The following is an 18031-nucleotide window of genomic DNA, read 5'->3' on the forward strand; positions in this document are numbered from 1 at the left end:
CATCTACCTTTCTTTAATAAACGACTTAAGTTTAGAAATAAATGTCTGTCCCTTTTGTTTATTTAAATTGATATCACCAGCTAAATACTGATCCACAATTGATTTTAACTGTTTTGAGACATCCGCATAAGGGTTTAGTTCAATAAATGGTGTTTGTCTAATGACAGCCCTTGATACTAGTTTATCATAAGTTAAAATGCCTAGGGGAATGATTTTTTTATTTAAAAACTGATTGACTACTTTCTCAATGCGTTGCATCGCTTTCTTGCCTTCTTTTATTGTCTCAGCGCGATTCATCATCACAAAAAAAGGAAGTGAAGGATTTCTTAAGTGAACATGTTTTATCATTGCATAGGCATCCATCATCGCCGTTGGTTCTGGTGTGGTAACCACGAAACACTCATCAGCTGCTAATATATAAAACAAACTATCTTTTGTTGCCCCTGCACCCATGTCAAAAAAGATATAATCATAGTCGCGCATTAAACTCTCAAATTGATCCAAAAAATATGAAAACTTTGCTTCATCCATATGAAAAATTTGGCTTAGGCCCGATCCAGCTGCGATATACGCTAAGCCTTGCTCTGTTCGTTCAATAATTTGATCAATTTCTAGTTGTTGCTCATACATATCAACAATTGAATGTTGCGCTTGTAATCCTAACATAATATCAATGTTACCCATGCCTATATCTAGATCTACGACAAGAACCGATTTTTCTTGTTTAATTAATGACAAGGCAAAGTTCAAGGTAATATTCGACTTTCCTACGCCGCCTTTGCCACTAATTACAGCAATCGTTTTTGCTTTATCTAATTCTTCACCGTTCATGCGTTGCCTAAGCGCATTAGCTTGGTCAAGATTCATCATGCGTAGACCCCATAACGAGTGACGCGAGATAATCAGGTGCCGCGGAAGTAATATCATCTGGTACATCTTGACCGGTTGTGATGTAGCTCACACCAATTTGAGCATTGGCAACAAGTTGAACAATCGCTCCACTAGTATCTGTTTCGTCTTTCTTAGTGAAGATAAAACCTTTCAGTGGAATCGCCGTAAACTGCTGGTAGATTTGAAGTAAATCTTTGTTTTTCGCTGTTAAGCTCAGCACTAAATACGTTTCAATATCTGTGTTCAAATCAACCACTCGACTCAAATCTTCAACATATTTTGGATCTCTAAAATTACGGCCAGCGGTATCGACAAAAACTAAATCATATTGTTGGAATTTCAAACGAGCTTTCTGATAATCCTCAATGGTATAGGCTATCTCTAAGGGAATATCTAATATTTTCGCATATGTTTTCAACTGCTCAATTGCAGCAATACGATAGGTGTCCGTTGTAATCAATGCTACCTTTTTCTTATCGTTCAATAATGCATGGGCAGCTAGTTTAGCAATGGTTGTTGTTTTTCCTACACCGGTGGGGCCAACCAAATGGACAAATCGTTTTTCAAATGCCATTTCTCCCGATTTGGTTTGAGCAAACAACGTGGTCAGTCGTTCACGCACGATTGCTTTAACTTCTTGGTACATAAGGTCTTGGTCAGATTTTTCTTCTTCAATTTGCTTTAACCAATCATAGAGAAAAGCTTCATCAATATCTTGTTCCAATAACTCACGGTAAAGTGTTTCATAGGCTGGTGAAAAGGATGCTCTTTCGTCCGTTTTGTCTTCCATCATTTTACGGAGCGCACGCAATTCTTCAAGGACAATTTGTTGTTCTTTTTCAGGCTGATTTGTTTCGTCTTTAATGTAAGTTTTTAGTTGACTCAACTTGTCATCAGATGGATTTGCTTTAGGGGCTGGTTGTTGCCTTTTTAGTGATTGATCGGTTTCAAGTGCAGCCACCACTTCTACATTGCGCTTTTTAAAAAGACCCAAGAAGCCACCAGTAAAGACAACTTTACTGTTTAAAATGACAGCGTCACTGCCTAAGTCTTTACGTACCTTGTTCATTACTTCCGGCATTGTTGGTGCCATAAACTTTTTAACTTTCATTACGTATTCACCACCCCTGCACTTTGTACATCTAAGTTTGGTTCTAGCTCATTATACGATAGGACAACCACGTGTGGAAAGAATCGGTCCAATAACTGCTTTAAATACATTCGAATTGTTGGTGAACAAAGAATAATTGGAACTTCCTCTTGAAGTGACACTTGTTCAACCCGTTCTTTTACAGAATGAATAATCTTTTGTTGGTTGTCTGGGTCAAGCGCTAAATAATTGCCGTGTTCCGTTTGTTGAACGTGATCTGCAATTGTTTGTTCCACTTGACCAGCAACGGTAATGACCCGTAATGTCGGGTTACCATTTGTATATTGTTTAGTAATTTGTGAAGAGAGTGCTTGTCTAGCATATTCCCCTAACAACTCAGGATCATTCGTCATTTTGCCAAAATCAGCTAATGTTTCAAAAATAACCGGTAAATTACGTACCGATACTTGTTCTCTTAAGAGTTTTGCTAATACTTTTTGAATATCACCAATCGTCAAAGGATCTGGTGTGACTTCATCAACCAAAATTGGATAAGACTCTTTTAAATGGTCGATTAATTGTTTTGTTTCTTGGCGTCCAAGTAACAGATGGGCATGCTTCTTAATAATTTCTGTTATGTGTGTTGAAACAACAGAAGGTGGATCAACAACTGTATAACCATTCAATTCAGCATCATCTTTATCGTCTTCAGTTATCCACTTCGCTGGGAGACCAAAGGCCGGTTCAGTCGTTTCGATGCCATCTAAATCATCTGAATCAAGACCGCCCGTCATTGCTAAAAAGTGGTCTAACATTAATTCACCTTTAGCTACCTCGTTTCCTTTAATTTTGAGTTGGTAGGCATTTGGCGTTAATTGAATATTATCACGGATGCGAACAACTGGGATGACGATACCAAATTCAATGGCTAACTGACGACGAATCATAACGATGCGGTCCATCAAATCACCACCTTGATTTTGGTCAACAAGCGGAATCAATGCGTAACCAAATTCAAATTCGATGGGGTCCATACTAATTAAATCAACAACATTTTCTTGAGACTTAATTTGTTCGCTGGCTTGTTCTTCCTCTTCAGCCGTTTGATCAACGAATTCTTCCTTAACCGGACGTTCAAGCATGATTCCGCCCCCGATTAATATAGCTGCAATCGTTGTTGTCAAGATTGGGTCAATTGGTGTGAATCCAAAAAGAAAAATTGCACCACCGGCAAGATAAAGAAGCTTTGGATATTGGAGTAGCTGACCGGTCACGTCACTACTCAAATTCCCTTCAGAGGCTGCTCGGGTAACAATGATACCGGTCGCGGTTGAAATAAGCAAGGCTGGAATTTGACTGACAAGTCCATCCCCTACAGTTAATTGGATATACGTCGTGATTGCTTCATCAAAACCCATTCCGAGCTGTAACATACCAATAATTAACCCGAAAATGATGTTAATCATTACAATAATAATACCGGCGATAGCGTCCCCTTTTACGAACTTACTCGCACCATCCATTGCACCATAAAAGTCGGCTTCACGTTCGATTTTTTGTCGACGTTCTTTTGCTTGTTGTTCATTGATTAAACCTGCGTTCAAGTCGGCATCAATACTCATTTGTTTACCTGGCATCGCATCCAAGGTAAATCGTGCACCAACCTCTGACACACGTTCACTCCCTTTAGTAATAACCAAAAACTGAATAATGATCAAAATAACAAAGACGACAAAACCAACGAGTGCATTTCCACCAATTACGAAGGTACCAAATGTCTCAACCACGTTACCAGCTGATGCTGTTCCTAATATTGAACGTGTGGTTGACACGTTTAGTCCTAGCCGAAATAGCGTAAGGAGTAATAGTAAGGAAGGTAGAATGGAGAACTCTAATGGTTCAGATGTATTCATCGCTACTAAGATCACTACAAGTGAAATTGAGATATTCGCTAAGATAAGAATACTTAATATGAAATCTGGTAATGGGATAATCAACATAACAATGATGACTAAGACAAATAGTAAAACAGATAAATCTTTTGCTCTCATGACGTTCTCTCCTTACGAGCTTGTATCAAGCACGGCGCTCTACTTTGTAAACATACGCTAAAACTTCTGCGACGGCTTGATAAAAATCTTCATTAATTTCTTGGTTAATTTCAACTTCGGCATATAATGCTCTTGCTAAAGGGCGATTTTCTACAATCATAACATTGTTATGTTTAGCGATATCTCGAATTTTAAGTGCTACATAATCCACGCCTTTAGCAACAACATAGGGGGCACTTGATTTTGCTTCATCATATTTAACGGCAATCGCATAATGGGTCGGGTTTGTGATAATCACATCAGCCTCTGGAACTTCATTCATCATACGTTGCATCGCCATTTGACGTTGCTTCTCCTTCATCTTTGACTTGATGAGCGGATCCCCTTCAATATTTTTATATTCATCTTTAATGTCTTGTTTAGACATACGGATATTTTTTTCATAATCAAAACGTTGATAGGTAAAATCAACAAGAGAAACAATTAATAGGGCAATCGCAGCTGCAATACCGATTGTCACCGTTGTATTTCCGTAAAAACTTAAAGCCGCATCTAAATTGCCATGGGCAAGCATCATCATATCATCTTTATTCATCCACAATATTGAAAAAGTTACCGTTGCTACAACCGTAATTTTAAGTAGTGATTTCACCAATTCAACTAAAGCACGTGGTGAGAACAACCGTTTCAACCCCGCAATTGGATTGATTTTATCTAGTTTAAATTGCAAAGGTTCAGATGTAAATAAGAATCCGACTTGGATTAAATTAGAGGCGATCGCAGAAATCATTGCTACGCCTAAGATTGGCGCAACGGTTATACCAACATAAAAAACCACTTCAACAAAAATCGTATGAATTTGATCATAATTTAACGTCCATAGCGTATACTCACTAAACACTTTGCTAAACATACCGGTTAACCGCATTTTCCAGTAAGGACCTAAAAGCATGAACCCCATAAACATAAAAAATAATGTGATGGCCGTGTTTACATCTTGACTCTTAGCAACTTGTCCTTTTTTTCTAGTATCTTCACGTTTTTTTGGTGTTGCTTTTTCGGTTTTTTCACCGGAGAAAAACTGTAAATCTAAAACTAAATAAGACATTTTATATGCCTCCTAATAATCGCATAAACACTTGCATCATTTCTATCACATACCTGAACAGTCGTTTAACTAAGTCCATATAAATAACCATAAACATACTCAAGACAAATAATGAGACGAAAATCTTTAACGGAATTCCTACAACGAACACATTCAATTGCGGGACGGTTCTTGCAATTAAACCTAACGTAACATCAACTAGAAATAAAGTTCCTACGATTGGAATAGCCATTTGAAAAGCCATTAAAAAAAGTTGATTAAATGTTCGTAGAACCGTTAAAATGATTTGTTCATCACCTAAATTAATTAATTGATCAAGTTGAATTAAATCAAAACTATAGATCGCCCCTTGGATCAATAAATGATGGCCATCTACTGCTAAGAGAAAAAGTAAGGCGAATGTATAAAAATACTGTCCGATTACTGGCCCTTGAGCTCCCGTTTGTGGATCAATAACGTTTGCAATCGCAAACCCCATTTGAAAGTCAATAAAGCCCCCAGCAATTTGTATCGCTGCCATAATAATATAAGCAATTAAGCCAATAATTAAACCAACAACTGCCTCTTTAAAAACAAGAAAAACAAACGTTAGATCTAATGTAAGTTCAGGTAAATCCAAAGTGACAACAATGATTAGACTCATAAAACCTGCAATACCCAATTTATAAGGTGTTGGAATGTTACGATAAGAAAATATTGGAATCGTTACAAAGAATGCAACCATTCGGGCAAAGATGAGGAGAAAGCCAGGTAAGTAATTAGCATCGAATAGCGTTAGCATGGATTACCCAATCACTGTTGTTAAATTCGTAAGAATATTCGTTGTAAACTCAACCACGCGGGTAAGCATCCAAGGCCCAAAAAAAACAAGACCAAATAACACTGCAACAATCTTTGGAATAAATGCAAGTGTTTGTTCTTGGATTTGTGTTGTTGCTTGGAAAATACTCACTAACAAACCAACAACTAATGCTAATATTAGTAATGGTCCAGCAACCATTAACACGGTAATAATGCCTTGTTCAGCTAAAGATATAACAAATTCTCCACTCATCGTCTTCTCCTCTTTCTAACTAAAACTTGATAATAATGCTTCACTAATTAGATACCAACCATCAACTAAAACAAAAAGCAATACTTTAAAAGGCAATGAAATCATGACCGGTGGTAGCATCATCATCCCCATAGACATCAATACACTTGCAACTGTCATATCAATGACTAAGAACGGAATAAAAATCATAAAACCCATTGTAAAGGCGGTTTTTAATTCACTGATAGCAAAGGCTGGGACTAAAGCTGTTAAAGGAATATCTTCAATTTCTTCAATTGGCTCATGATCCACATAATTTAAAAATAAATTCAAATCTTTATGTCTCGTATGATCAGACATAAAATACTTAATCGGTGTACTTGCTCGTTCATACGCTTCATCAATCGTTATTTCCTCATCCAATAATGGCGTCAGTGCTTGTTCATTAATTTCTTGAAATGTAGGCGCCATAATAAAAAATGTCATAAACAGAGCAAGAGCAATCAAAATTTGATTTGGTGGCATTTGTTGTGTTGCTAGTGAGGTTCGTGTGAAACTCAACACAATGACCACTCGCGTAAAACTTGTCATTAATATCAACAAACCTGGGGCTAATGAAAAAACCGTTAAGAGTAACAATAATTGTACTGAATTAGATACGGACTCTGGATCTGTATTGGTAAATACATCAATAAATTCATTCATGACGATCATCTTTCTTTATCGAATTTCTCAAATCGGCTTGTTTCTGTTTCATGGTTTCAAGCTCACCTTTAAATAACGAAGCAAATGCACGATCTTCTTTCGGTTGCGACTTGCGCTCAGTTGTCGACGCCGCATTTTTATTGAAACTACTTTTGAAATGCTCGACAAAACTACTCATTGATTCATTCGATGGCTGGCGTTCTTGAAAACTTGCAATAACACCTGGATCAGTAACTTCTGTCAACAACTCAATTGTATTTGCCACACCGACCATATAAATTTTCCCACCAACACGAATCATTTGGATCGATTTATTTGATCCAAGAGGAATTCCCCCCATGTTTTCTAATTGATTCGTATGTTTTTGCGGTGCACTGAATTTCTGAATGAGTTTCAACAAACCATATACTAAAGCAACGATGAGTAGTAACGCTAGAATAACCCTTCCTGCAATTAACCACAAACTTTCACCCTCATCTTCGCTCTCTGGCATCACAGACTGAGGCGCTTCTTGTTCTGTTTCAGCTGGCTGGGAATCCGCTTGGTCTGTTTCGTTTGAATTCTCATATTGTTCGAGAACAGACCCTTCACCATCAGTCTCAGCTAATAAGACCGATGGATTAAGCATGTAGGTAAACATTAACACGAGGACAATAATTTTTTTCATCATTTTAACCTAGTGCTTTATTAATGGCCTCAAGTACGCGTTCTGCATTAAAAGGTTTCACAACAAAGTCTTTCGCCCCTGCCTGAATTGCATCAATAACCATCGCTTGTTGTCCCATTGCCGAACACATAATAACAATTGCATTAGGATTCATCGCTTTTATTTCTTTTAACGCTTGAATTCCATCTTTTTCAGGCATTGTTATATCCATTGTTACTAAGTCAGGTTTAAGTTCCTCATATTTTTCGACAGCAACTGAGCCATCTTGTGCCTCACCTACTACTTCAAATCCATTTTTAGTTAAAATATCTTTAATCATCATTCGCATAAATGCTGCATCGTCTACAATAAGAACTTTATTCGCCATTGGTAAAACCCTCCATTTAATCTACTTCAATTTTTTTAATCGATCGGTTTGACTAATTATTTCAGTAACTCTAACCCCGAAGTTTTCATCGATAACGACAACTTCACCTTGGGCAATTAATTTATTATTGACATGAATATCGACAGGTTCACCCGCTAATTTATCTAATTCTAAAATTGATCCTGAAGATAGCTCTAAAATATCTTTCACCGCACGTTTTGTGCGTCCTAACTCAACGGTTACTTGTAAAGGTATATCCAGCAACATATCTAAATTACGTTTTTCAGATTGAGGGAGGTCTACTTGCTCGAATGCACTAAAGCTTGCTTGTTGCGCTTGAGTGTTCTCCATCACTGGTTCTCCGATGTTGCGTGGTGCTTTAGTTGCTTGCGGTGCATAGTTCTGTTGTGGTGGTGCAGCTTGCGCTTGTGTACTCGCCTGCGGAGCAGATTGTCTTTGCTCAGCTTTTGGTGCCGGTTCCGGCTCTGGTTCGTTTGCTTCTGCTGGTCCATTGAGTAACTCATCAACCATTGCCTTGGCAAAATGGGTTGGCAAGAGTTGCATAATGTTTGAATCAATCAATGTTCCGATTTTTAGTTGAAACGAAACTTTAACGAGAACATCATCACCTGGAATATGTTTTTCACTCTCTGCACTATGAACATCTAACATCAGTGTTGAAGGTGGTGAGATATCAATGCGTTTAGAAAACATCGTCGACATGCTTGTCGCTGCTGTCCCCATCATTTGATTCATCGCCTCTTGTACCGCACTCATGTGTATTTCATTCAGTTCAGTGTTTTCAGTTGAACCATCACCACCAAGCATTAAATCCGCGATAATTGCGGCATCGTTTGCTTTGAGCACAAATAAGTTCACACCTTCAAATCCATCTGTATATTCTACTTCCACCCCCACATGTGGCTGCGGAAACTCTTCTTCTAATTCATTACGATCAATAATAGAGATTGTCGGTGTCGTAATGTCAACTTTTTGATTTAATAACGTTGCTAATGTTGTTGCAGAACTTCCAAATGATATGTTTCCAATTTCACCCAATGCGTCAAGTTCTAATTCCGATAAAACAACTTCGGTCTTTGTTGTTTGATTTTCAGTTGATGCCTGGTCCTCGGTATCAACATCTTCATCGTCTGTTCCGTTTAATAGTGCATCAATCTCATCTTGAGATAGCATTCCATCACTCATCATCTAAGGACCCCCCTTTAATTTCTTCAATGACTTGAACCGCTACTTTATTTTTTTGTTGTCCTGGTTGAACAAGATATAAAGGTTCTTCATCTGAACGCATGATGAGCGGATCTTCAATTGACTGATTTAATTTCAACACATCACCTTGTGTGAGTTCTAATAAGTCATTAACCGAAATTTTAGTCTCGCCTAACACAACACCTAATTCTAATATTGTAGAAGATAAATTATCTGTTAGTTTCTCATACTCACCTGGTTTACGCTCTTTTTGACCTTCATTTTGCATCCAATAGTGGACCGACAGTCTTGGAATAATCGGCTCCAATACAACGTGCGGAATACAAATGTTAATCATACCACTCGTTTCACCAATCGTTGTATTTAAAGACACGACGACAACTGTTTCATTTGGTGAAACTAGTTGTAAAAACTGTGGATTTACTTCAAATTCTTCAAGCAGAGGATCAATATCTGCTACTGATGACCACGCTTCTTGTAAATTATCTAATGACTTTTCGAACAAATTCGACATAATTGTTGATTCAATTTCAGTTAAATTTTCTATCTTATTCAAACTATTACCCTTTCCTCCCAGAATGCGATCGAGCATTGAATAGGCAATGTTTGGATTGATTTCGAAAATGATGCGTCCATCTAGTGGCTCCATACTAAAAATATTCAGCACGGTCATGGTCGGGATTGACCTGATAAACTCTTCATATGGTATTTGGTCAACAGATGCAACAGAAATGTGTACATATGTACGTAACTGTGCTGAAAAATAAGTCGTTAACATGCGTGCATAGTTTTCATTTATTCGAGAAATACTTCGAATCTGATCTTTAGAAAATCTTAATGCCCGTTTAAAGTCATAGACGCGTACTTTCTTCTCTTTTTCTTCTTCTTTCAATTGATTGGCATCCATTTCACCAGAAGATAATGCGGATAATAACGCATCTATTTCATTCTGGGATAAGACCTCATCAGCCATAAAAGTCACCTCCTACAAAGGAGCCATCCTACTGTACAATCTTACTTACAATATAGATGTCTGTAATCTCTCCTTCTTCCATTAACTTGTTCATTTCTTCTTTTAATGTGTTTTCAAAATCACTTAAATTATTTTGCAATGTCTCTGAATCCATTTCAACACTTTGCTTAATTAAAATGTTTCTGAATTGGAACATGCGCTTTTCAATTTCAACACGTGCTTCTTCACTATCAGTGATAATGTTAAATTGTATTTGCGCATAGCGTCTATCACTTAAATCAATGCTGTATGCTTCAGTCATATAAGAATATTCAATCTGTTCATCAAGTGTTGGTGGTTGGTCATCATCCGCTTGATTATAAAGAATATATATGATTGCAGCCATCCCTATGATTGAGACGATAACTAATCCAATAATAATTGATTTAAACACTTTACCTGCCATCTTCTTCACCTGCCTGCATGTGCCAAGATTTAAAACCAATCGCTTGATAAAATGCGGTTGATAATTGAATAACATCTGTTTCTGATTCTTGGACAAAATATTTCCTGCCATTGACTAAGGTAATGGTCGTATCGGGCAAGGATTCAATCTTTTCAATATACATTGCATTAATCGTAAATGTCGAACCTTTAAAGTTTGTAAGCTGGATCATTGTTAGTTAGGAGTAAGCTTTAATAAGCTTACTCCTTCCCCCCTATCGTTTTAGGTTAACAAGTTCTTGCAAGATTTCATCTGATGTTGTGATGATACGCGTATTAGCCTGGAAACCACGTTGAGAAACAATCATGTTGGTGAATTCTTCTGCTAAGTCAACGTTCGACATTTCAAGTGAGCCCGAGACAATTGTTGCCGTACCTTCTGTTTCGGGTTCAATCAATTCTGGTAAGCCAGAACCAGGTACGTCTTCAATCATACCGTCATTCACACTGGCACGGTACATGTTGTTCCCAATCTTCTCAAGTCCACCTGGATTAGAGAATTTCGCAACTTGAATCTGACCCGCTACTTCTGTTTGACCAGTTTCATCAATATAATTAACAACACCATTCCCTTGAATACTAAAACTTGCTGCGCCTTCAGGAATCCGAATAAGACCTGTAGCACCTCCGCTGTTTTCACCTAATAAGTATTGACCTTGAGCATTAACAACATAGCCGTTTTGGTCTAAATACATATTTCCAGCGCGCGAATAACTTAAGTTAACATCACCATTAAGATCAACATCAGTTGTTGCGCCAACAGCCGGATCTGCTGTAATATTGTTTCCAAAAACAAACATCCCATCACCTTCAAGCGCAAGATCGAGGACGCGGTTAGTCGTTTGGCGATTCCCTTGCGTGTGGATATTGTCAATTGCCCCAATCGAACTACCTAAACCTACTTGTTGGGCGTTGATCCCCCCGCGTACATCCGTCGGTGCAGATGCCCCTTGTACCGTTTGGCTCATCATATCTTGAAAAGTTACGCGTCCTTTTTTATAACCTGACGTATTGACGTTAGCAATATTATTACCAACAACATCTAATTGTGTTTGAAACCCTTTCATCCCTGCGATACCTGAATACATTGATCTTAACATTTAATATTCCTCCTAATCGTGTATGTTGTATCCATCAGTCAACAACATACCTAGGCTTCCCGGTCTGGGTCCAGCCTTAATCAATTAATATTGTTCCATTAATATTGGTGAAAATTCGTTCGGTTGCTTCTTTACGATCCATTGCGGTAATGACGGTCTGATTCTTAGCACTCACAACAAGTGCAGCTTCATCCGTTAAAACTAATGAGTCGGTGACACCTTTACCTTTAGCTAGGCTAACTTGTTCGGCAATTTGTTGCCATTTCATGTCCGTAATCTTAATGTTTCTTTCACTCAAACGCGCTTCTGCATGCTTTGAAATCGTTAAAGATTGCTGAGTGTCTTTTAGAATTTTCTCAAACGACTTATCTTGTTGTGCGACTTTATGTTCAAGTGTTCGTTTCGGGATCATGACGTGAGGTGGCAATTGATTTATCCGATAATCCATCATCATTTCCCCCAATATTTAATTGTTAGGTTCTTGAATCTTGAGTACTTCATCTGTGTAAATTTTTTGATTGTTCTCAAGTTCAATAACAGCGTAACCTTCTTTTTCACTAATGGCTACCACACTACTTTTATTTACCTCTTTAGGCTCTAACACCTCACCTGTTTCCTCATCAACCGCATAGTAGCTGACTTCTTTACCTATCAGGTGACTATACTGTATCACGGGTGACATCATTTGATTACTCACTAATTTGGTAATTGACTCATTCATGTTCATCATTTGCTCTAATGATGAAAAAGTACTCATCTGTGAAATGAACTCTTTATCATCCATTGGATCAAGTGGATCCTGATTCTTAATCTGAGCCATCAATAATTGTAAAAATTCATCTTTACCTAAATCACTGCTTGGCTGTCTTTTTTCTACATTGCTTAAATAATACGACGGATCAATTTTCAAAATGCGTTCACACCCTTTCGTTTAACAATACATCTTCAAAATTAAGTGTAGTTTCGGTATCGCCATCTTGCTGTTCATCAGTGTTTTCTTGATCTGACATCTGATCTTCTTGTTCTAACTCAGTTGACTGTGATTCAACAGTGGTTGGCACAACCGCAGCAGCTTCTTTTTCAACCACAACATTATGTGGTGAGAACATATGACGTAATTCCTTCATATTTGCTTCCAAAGCTTCTTTCGCTGCATCAGTGGTCGCAATTAATTTAACCATCATTTCACCATTAACTTCCGTTAGTTCAACATTAATTTGACCAAGGTTATGTGGCGTTAGTTGCATTTTTAATTGCATATTGCCTGCAAGTGTTTTACCAAAAATACTCTTTGCCATCACTTTTTCAAAAGCTTGAACTAAATCTTGATTTAATTGTTCTGAGTTTCCACTGGTATGCACGGTAAACTGTTCCAGCTGGTGATTTGATTGTCTTTGCATGAACGCTTGTCCAAAGCCTGATGATTCAACTGTTACATTACTGTTAGTAAATGACGTTAACCATTTCGATACATCCGTTGTAGTCACTTTACCTTCTGAGCGATACCCTTGCGATGCTAATTTTTGTTTCGCTTCAAAATTCGCCAGTAACTGTTTCAGCATATCTACACCCTTTGATTGATTCTGTTCATTAAACACCTGATTCACTTGCGATTTAGATAGTGTACTCAGTTCTTTTAAGGTAGCGAGTAGTGCCTTCATATCAACTGAATCTGTGTTTAAGTTCTCAACCGCTTGATTAACTTTAGCCTGTACACTTGCGTCAACACTTTCTCTGCTGTTAGTTTGCGTTGTAACCGGAAATTGTATCATCGCTACTTGTTTAAGTGCCATGGCCAATGGGTTACTTTCCGCTTCATTGTTTAATAATGCCTGTAGTTGGTCAGCTAAAAGCAACAAAGACTCATCAACTTCGCCAGTGTCTTTAGCTAGCATCTCTTCTAATTGCGTTAAAAGATCCTCACTATCTGTTGAATTTCCAACTGCCTCTTTCAGTTCAGCTAAAAGTGCTGCTAATTCTGTATCGGCACTTACATCCTGATTTCCTTTCAGGTGATTACTTAAAGGAGCCAACTCCTGATCCGTATCAGCTCCGCTGACAACAGATGAAAGCAATTGATTAAAACCAGTTGGCATCTCCTTGTTAGCGTTGGACATTCCTAAAACGTTTTTGCGAATGGATGGCATGTTCACTTGATTCGACATCATAAATAATCCCTGCATCTTTTTATTTCACCTCCCTTCAAATATGAAACCTAGCATTAATTGGCTAATAAATTCGTATACCGTCCAGCGTCTTCAGCTGGCATCGCACTTAATATGGCACTTCTTTGTTCTGGACTTAACTCTTGCAGCACCGCTAAGACGATATCCTGGTCAGTATTCATTAAAATATTAGCAGCACTAATCGCTTCCATCGTGGCATACGTCTCAGTCAGGGCCTGAATGCGTTCTTCTCTTGTCGCACGATCATCTAGGTTATTGAGATACTGATCGATTTCTGCGTTAAGTTGCTCTATTTGAGCGTTTAGATCTGCTATTTCTGCATCTTTACCACTTAATTCCTGTGATAAGCGGTCAATTTCTGTTTGATAGTTCTCAATTTGGCTTTGATAATCTGCTTCACGTTCAGCAAACGCTGCTTCTTGATCTGTCACGACTAAACTTTCTAAAACAGGAACGTTATTCATGAAGTTTTTTGTTTTTGAAATTGGTTCTAGCCCCAATAAAGATAATACAATATATATGATTGTAATTGATAGTATTAAGGGGACTAGAATTAATAACAACGTTTGTAATAAACGTTTCTTTTTCGGTGGTGCCTTTTTATTAGCCATTGTCTCACCTATTTCCGTGATTAAAATACTGTCGGTTGGATGCTTCATCCATCACTTGATTTTCTATATATTTTTGTTTTTCTTTAATTTGCTCTTGTTTTTTATCAATAATTGATTCGAATTTTTTTACTTCAACATGTTCTTCAGTTAATTTCGCTTGTTTATGCTCCATTACTGAACGCTTTTGATTCACTTCTGTTTGAACAGTCATAATCTCACGTTTAATTTGTTCAATATAAGCATAATGCGTTGCCAAGTTCGTCACTGTTCCATTAGTCTCTAAGTAATCATTGTAGCTTTTTTCGACTATTTCTTTCTTTTTCAGTAACTGATATAATTTTTCAGCGACAACCTCAAACGATTGAACCGACTCTTGATATGCAAGATGAGCTTCATTTTTTTTGTTCTCTTGGTGGTGTAATATTTTATGAAAAGCCCGAATACTGGTCATCACAATCAGCCCCCATATAATACCTCTTCCATTTGTTGAATGGCTTCTTCTCTCGTACATGTCTCATCAATGCCTTGCTTTAAAAAGGCAACAATTTTCGGATGTAGCTGAATGGCACGATCAACTTGTGGGCTTGAACCGCGTTTATAAGCGCCAATTTGAATGAGTTCATAATTCTCTTCATACGTAGAAATACATTCTCGCATCTCATTTGCTAATTTTTGTTCTTTTTCTGACGTTATTTGTGGCATCACTCGACTAATTGATTTTAATACATTCAAAGCAGGAAACTGGCCTCGCTCTGCAAGTTTACGATCTAAGACAAAGTGACCGTCTAAAATACCACGCGTCGTATCAGCAATGGGATCGTTCAGATCATCGCCATCGACAAGGACGGTATAAAATGCCGTGATCGTCCCTAAATGACTCGTTCCAGTTCGTTCGAGTAATTTGGGTAAAATCGCAAATACTGAAGGTGGATAACCTTTCGTTGTTGGTGGTTCACCCGTCGCAAGGCCTACTTCTCGCTGTGCCATCGCAACGCGGGTCACTGAATCCATCATTAAATTAACATTGTAGCCTTGGTCTCTAAAATACTCACTAATTGCTGTTGCAGTGTAAGCCCCTTTAATCCGCATCAATGCTGGTTGATCTGAGGTTGCAACGACTACAATTGAACGTTTTAGACCTTCTGGACCTAAATCTTTTTCAATAAACTCTCGAACTTCACGCCCACGCTCACCAACCATTGCAATAACATTAATATCAGCCGCACTGTTTCTGGCAATCATACCAAGCAATGTACTCTTGCCTACGCCACTGCCCGCAAAAATACCAATCCGCTGACCTTTACCAACCGTTAGTAAACTATCAATGGTCCGGACACCTAATTCAATCGGTTCTAAAATTCTCGGCCGTGTTAACGGATTAGGTGGGTTTTGTTCCGTATTACTGTTGACGAGCCCTTTTGGAAGCTCTGATAAATCTAACGGTTCACCGACTGCATCAATAACACTTCCTATTAAACGTTTTCCAACTTTAATCGTTAATGGACGCTGCGTTGCTTCAACTAAACTCCCTGGGCCAATATCATTGATTTGGGTGTAAGGCATTAAGATGACCACTTCGTCGTTAAATCCAACAACTTCAGCCATAATCGGCTTACCTACACTTGGATGAATATAACAAACATTCCCCATCTTCACATCTGGACCAATTGATTCAATCATTAGTCCAACAACGCGCTTAATTTTCCCGAAACGTTTATACGTGTCGCTTGTTGCTATTTTTTCTAGATACGCATCAATCTTCACGATGCATCTCCTCCATATATTCCATCAACGTTCGGTTGATTTTGTTTAGTTGAACATCAACTGAAACATCTAATTTACCGTTTGGTGTTTCAATAATACAGATACCTTCTTGTTGTGTTTCATCTGGGTGTACCGAAAGAGTTACACCTTCATCTAACATTCGTAGTAAATCATCAGTATGTGTATTCACCAGTTCAAAATCATCGACACTGACGTAGATGCGAATAATCGCTTGATTGTGACACTCTTTTATCGCTGCTTTCACAAGCTCTAGCGCTGCATCTTTTTCAATGAGTGATTGTTTTACAATTTTTTCAGCGACAGACATGGCTAACTTTAAAATGTCAGCCTCAGCTTGATCAATAATCACTTCACGTTCTTCTTCAGCTTGATGAATGATTGCAGTCGCTTTTCTAATCCGTTGGTTGAAATCTTGAAACGCCTGATTTTCACCCTCTTCATAGCCAAGTTGATACCCTTTTTTTCTTGCCTCTTCAATCCATGATTGCTTTTCTTCATCCCAAGCCGCTTGTTCTGCTTGAATTGTTTCTCTAGCGAGGGTCAACTCATTTTCTGCTTCAGTTTTTATTGACTGCAACTTTAGTTCTTGTTCCTGAATCGATTCAGCTAATTGTTGGTGCTTATGTTTAAGTTGCTCCTCTTTGGAAATTCCCTCACCAGAATCAGCGTGGGGAAAGGTCTGTTTTAACTCTTTGAATTTGATTGGTTTGATCCCTATTTTACGTGGTTCAAGAGAAGAATTAGACAATAATATCATCTCCTCCACCACGTGCAACAACAATTTCGCCTACTTCTTCTAAACGTCTAATTGCGGCAACGATTCGTGTCTGAGCTTCTTCAACATCTTTTAGTCGTACAGGACCCATGAATTCCATTTCTTCTTTGAATGTCTCCGCCATACGGTTAGACATGTTACTGAAGACAACTTCTTGGACCTCTTCACTCGCAACTTTAAGCGCTAAACGTAAATCGTCATTTTCAACTTCTCTAATAACACGTTGAATCGCACGGTTATCAAGGGTAACAATGTCTTCAAAGACAAACATGCGTTTCTTGATTTCTTCAGCAAGTTCAGGGTCTTGAATTTCTAACGCATCGAGAATCGTACGTTCTGTACTTCTGTCAACACCATTCAATACTTCTACAACCGCTTGAATACCACCTGTTTGAGTATAATCCTGTGTGGCTGTCGCCGAAAGCTTTTGTTCTAATATCCGTTCAACCTCATAAATAATTTCTGGTGAGGTTGAATCCATCAGCGCAATTCTTCGTGCAATATCGGCTTGCATTTCTTGTGGCAACTCTGAAAGTATTTGGCCCGCTTGCTCGTTATCTAAATAAGATAAGATTAATGCAATCGTCTGCGGGTGTTCACTTTGGATGAAATTTAAAATTTGTGCTGGGTCTGTTTTACGAGCGAAATCAAAAGGTTTCACTTGTAAACTTGATGTCAATCGGCCAATAATTTCTTGAGCTGCATCAGAACCAACGGCTTTTTCTAATACCGTTCTCGCATAACCAATTCCACCTTGTGCGATATAATCTTGCGCTAAGGCCAATTGATGAAATTGCTCTAAGATTTCTTCTTTTTGATTACCTTCAACTTTTTTAACAGAAGAAATTTCTAACGTGAGTTTTTCGATTTCTTCTGCTGTTAAATGCTTATATACCTGGGCTGAAACGTCGGGTCCGAGGGATATCAGCAATATAGCCGCCTTTTGACGCCCTGTCAGCTCTTGTTGTCTAGCCATATA

Annotated in this window: 22 protein-coding genes; all 22 read right to left on the reverse strand. The window is 38.1% G+C overall.

Going from position 1 to position 18031, the window contains the following annotated elements; all coding sequences use genetic code 11:
• Positions 1–3: 3 nt before the first annotated feature.
• The 22 genes from DES38_RS01910 to fliG all read right to left on the reverse strand — a co-directional run bounded on the left by DES38_RS01910 (position 4) and on the right by fliG (position 18028).
• Positions 4–870, reverse strand: coding sequence for a MinD/ParA family protein (locus DES38_RS01910; protein WP_245881941.1), 867 nt, complete (start codon positions 868–870; stop codon positions 4–6).
• On the reverse strand, positions 857–2002 hold the full coding sequence (gene flhF, locus DES38_RS01915; RefSeq protein WP_110250394.1) for a flagellar biosynthesis GTPase FlhF: 1146 nt from the start codon (positions 2000–2002) through the stop codon (positions 857–859). Before flhF ends, DES38_RS01910 begins: the two co-directional genes overlap by 14 nt.
• Complete coding sequence (flhA, locus tag DES38_RS01920) at positions 2002–4032, reverse strand: flagellar biosynthesis protein FlhA (RefSeq protein WP_110250395.1); 2031 nt, start codon at positions 4030–4032, stop codon at positions 2002–2004. The genes flhF and flhA overlap by 1 nt, the downstream gene beginning before the upstream one ends.
• Before the next feature lie 25 nt (positions 4033–4057).
• A complete protein-coding gene (flhB, locus tag DES38_RS01925) occupies positions 4058–5140 on the reverse strand; it encodes a flagellar biosynthesis protein FlhB (protein WP_110250396.1) in 1083 nt (360 codons plus the stop codon).
• Position 5141: 1 nt separating this feature from the next.
• On the reverse strand, positions 5142–5921 hold the full coding sequence (fliR, locus tag DES38_RS01930; protein ID WP_110250397.1) for a flagellar biosynthetic protein FliR: 780 nt from the start codon (positions 5919–5921) through the stop codon (positions 5142–5144).
• Positions 5922–5924: 3 nt separating this feature from the next.
• Positions 5925–6194, reverse strand: coding sequence for a flagellar biosynthesis protein FliQ (fliQ, locus tag DES38_RS01935; RefSeq protein ID WP_110250398.1), 270 nt, complete (start codon positions 6192–6194; stop codon positions 5925–5927).
• A 15-nt stretch (positions 6195–6209) separates the two neighbouring features.
• Entirely contained in the window at positions 6210–6878 is a 669-nt protein-coding gene (fliP, locus tag DES38_RS01940; RefSeq protein WP_110250399.1) for a flagellar type III secretion system pore protein FliP, read from the reverse strand.
• Complete coding sequence (locus DES38_RS01945; protein ID WP_110250400.1) at positions 6871–7548, reverse strand: flagellar biosynthetic protein FliO; 678 nt, start codon at positions 7546–7548, stop codon at positions 6871–6873. The genes fliP and DES38_RS01945 overlap by 8 nt, the downstream gene beginning before the upstream one ends.
• A 1-nt stretch (position 7549) precedes the next feature.
• Positions 7550–7912, reverse strand: coding sequence for a response regulator (locus DES38_RS01950; RefSeq protein WP_110250401.1), 363 nt, complete (start codon positions 7910–7912; stop codon positions 7550–7552).
• A gap of 21 nt (positions 7913–7933) precedes the next feature.
• Entirely contained in the window at positions 7934–9121 is a 1188-nt protein-coding gene (gene fliY, locus DES38_RS01955; RefSeq protein ID WP_110250402.1) for a flagellar motor switch phosphatase FliY, read from the reverse strand.
• Positions 9111–10112: a flagellar motor switch protein FliM gene (fliM, locus tag DES38_RS01960; protein ID WP_110250403.1), complete on the reverse strand. Its 1002-nt coding sequence runs from the start codon at positions 10110–10112 to the stop codon at positions 9111–9113. The genes fliY and fliM overlap by 11 nt, the downstream gene beginning before the upstream one ends.
• A 28-nt stretch (positions 10113–10140) precedes the next feature.
• Entirely contained in the window at positions 10141–10557 is a 417-nt protein-coding gene (locus DES38_RS01965) for a flagellar basal body-associated FliL family protein (protein WP_110250404.1), read from the reverse strand.
• Positions 10547–10768, reverse strand: coding sequence for a flagellar FlbD family protein (locus DES38_RS01970; RefSeq protein ID WP_110250405.1), 222 nt, complete (start codon positions 10766–10768; stop codon positions 10547–10549). The genes DES38_RS01965 and DES38_RS01970 overlap by 11 nt, the downstream gene beginning before the upstream one ends.
• Positions 10769–10810: 42 nt before the next feature.
• Positions 10811–11695, reverse strand: coding sequence for a flagellar basal body rod protein FlgG (gene flgG, locus DES38_RS01975; protein WP_110250406.1), 885 nt, complete (start codon positions 11693–11695; stop codon positions 10811–10813).
• A 76-nt stretch (positions 11696–11771) separates the two neighbouring features.
• Positions 11772–12143, reverse strand: coding sequence for a TIGR02530 family flagellar biosynthesis protein (locus DES38_RS01980; RefSeq protein ID WP_110250407.1), 372 nt, complete (start codon positions 12141–12143; stop codon positions 11772–11774).
• Positions 12144–12161: 18 nt separating this feature from the next.
• The gene (flgD, locus tag DES38_RS01985) at positions 12162–12608 is read right to left on the reverse strand and encodes a flagellar hook assembly protein FlgD (RefSeq protein ID WP_110250408.1); all 447 of its coding nucleotides are present in this window, start codon (positions 12606–12608) and stop codon (positions 12162–12164) included.
• Between the two features lie 4 nt (positions 12609–12612).
• On the reverse strand, positions 12613–13878 hold the full coding sequence (locus DES38_RS01990; RefSeq protein ID WP_110250409.1) for a flagellar hook-length control protein FliK: 1266 nt from the start codon (positions 13876–13878) through the stop codon (positions 12613–12615).
• A 38-nt stretch (positions 13879–13916) separates the two neighbouring features.
• On the reverse strand, positions 13917–14492 hold the full coding sequence (locus DES38_RS01995) for a MotE family protein (protein ID WP_110250410.1): 576 nt from the start codon (positions 14490–14492) through the stop codon (positions 13917–13919).
• A 4-nt stretch (positions 14493–14496) separates the two neighbouring features.
• A complete protein-coding gene (gene fliJ / locus DES38_RS02000; RefSeq protein WP_110250411.1) occupies positions 14497–14943 on the reverse strand; it encodes a flagellar export protein FliJ in 447 nt (148 codons plus the stop codon).
• A gap of 5 nt (positions 14944–14948) precedes the next feature.
• The gene (fliI, locus tag DES38_RS02005) at positions 14949–16256 is read right to left on the reverse strand and encodes a flagellar protein export ATPase FliI (RefSeq protein WP_110250412.1); all 1308 of its coding nucleotides are present in this window, start codon (positions 16254–16256) and stop codon (positions 14949–14951) included.
• Positions 16246–17025, reverse strand: coding sequence for a flagellar assembly protein FliH (gene fliH, locus DES38_RS02010; RefSeq protein WP_170114307.1), 780 nt, complete (start codon positions 17023–17025; stop codon positions 16246–16248). The genes fliI and fliH overlap by 11 nt, the downstream gene beginning before the upstream one ends.
• Complete coding sequence (gene fliG / locus DES38_RS02015; protein ID WP_110250414.1) at positions 17018–18028, reverse strand: flagellar motor switch protein FliG; 1011 nt, start codon at positions 18026–18028, stop codon at positions 17018–17020. Before fliG ends, fliH begins: the two co-directional genes overlap by 8 nt.
• Between the last annotated feature and the right edge of the window lie 3 nt (positions 18029–18031).

This window comes from Streptohalobacillus salinus (assembly GCF_003201605.1).
GTDB lineage: Bacteria > Bacillota > Bacilli > Bacillales > Amphibacillaceae > Streptohalobacillus > Streptohalobacillus salinus.

Bases quoted from the DNA above. Each gene is read 5' to 3' on its own strand.
- flhF (WP_110250394.1), bottom strand. From the start codon at position 2,002: ATGAAAGTTAAAAAGTTTATGGCACCAACAATGCCGGAAGTAATGAAC.
- fliJ (WP_110250411.1), bottom strand. From the start codon at position 14,943: ATGACCAGTATTCGGGCTTTTCATAAAATATTACACCACCAAGAGAAC.
- flgG (WP_110250406.1), bottom strand. From the start codon at position 11,695: ATGTTAAGATCAATGTATTCAGGTATCGCAGGGATGAAAGGGTTTCAA.
- fliP (WP_110250399.1), bottom strand. From the start codon at position 6,878: ATGAATGAATTTATTGATGTATTTACCAATACAGATCCAGAGTCCGTA.
- DES38_RS01945 (WP_110250400.1), bottom strand. From the start codon at position 7,548: ATGATGAAAAAAATTATTGTCCTCGTGTTAATGTTTACCTACATGCTT.
- DES38_RS01965 (WP_110250404.1), bottom strand. From the start codon at position 10,557: ATGGCAGGTAAAGTGTTTAAATCAATTATTATTGGATTAGTTATCGTC.
- fliM (WP_110250403.1), bottom strand. From the start codon at position 10,112: ATGGCTGATGAGGTCTTATCCCAGAATGAAATAGATGCGTTATTATCC.
- flhA (WP_110250395.1), bottom strand. From the start codon at position 4,032: ATGAGAGCAAAAGATTTATCTGTTTTACTATTTGTCTTAGTCATCATT.
- flhB (WP_110250396.1), bottom strand. From the start codon at position 5,140: ATGTCTTATTTAGTTTTAGATTTACAGTTTTTCTCCGGTGAAAAAACC.
- DES38_RS01995 (WP_110250410.1), bottom strand. From the start codon at position 14,492: ATGGCTAATAAAAAGGCACCACCGAAAAAGAAACGTTTATTACAAACG.
- DES38_RS01910 (WP_245881941.1), bottom strand. From the start codon at position 870: ATGATGAATCTTGACCAAGCTAATGCGCTTAGGCAACGCATGAACGGT.
- fliG (WP_110250414.1), bottom strand. From the start codon at position 18,028: ATGGCTAGACAACAAGAGCTGACAGGGCGTCAAAAGGCGGCTATATTG.
- fliY (WP_110250402.1), bottom strand. From the start codon at position 9,121: ATGATGAGTGATGGAATGCTATCTCAAGATGAGATTGATGCACTATTA.
- fliQ (WP_110250398.1), bottom strand. From the start codon at position 6,194: ATGAGTGGAGAATTTGTTATATCTTTAGCTGAACAAGGCATTATTACC.
- DES38_RS01990 (WP_110250409.1), bottom strand. From the start codon at position 13,878: ATGCAGGGATTATTTATGATGTCGAATCAAGTGAACATGCCATCCATT.
- DES38_RS01980 (WP_110250407.1), bottom strand. From the start codon at position 12,143: ATGGATTATCGGATAAATCAATTGCCACCTCACGTCATGATCCCGAAA.
- DES38_RS01970 (WP_110250405.1), bottom strand. From the start codon at position 10,768: ATGATCCAGCTTACAAACTTTAAAGGTTCGACATTTACGATTAATGCA.
- DES38_RS01950 (WP_110250401.1), bottom strand. From the start codon at position 7,912: ATGGCGAATAAAGTTCTTATTGTAGACGATGCAGCATTTATGCGAATG.
- fliR (WP_110250397.1), bottom strand. From the start codon at position 5,921: ATGCTAACGCTATTCGATGCTAATTACTTACCTGGCTTTCTCCTCATC.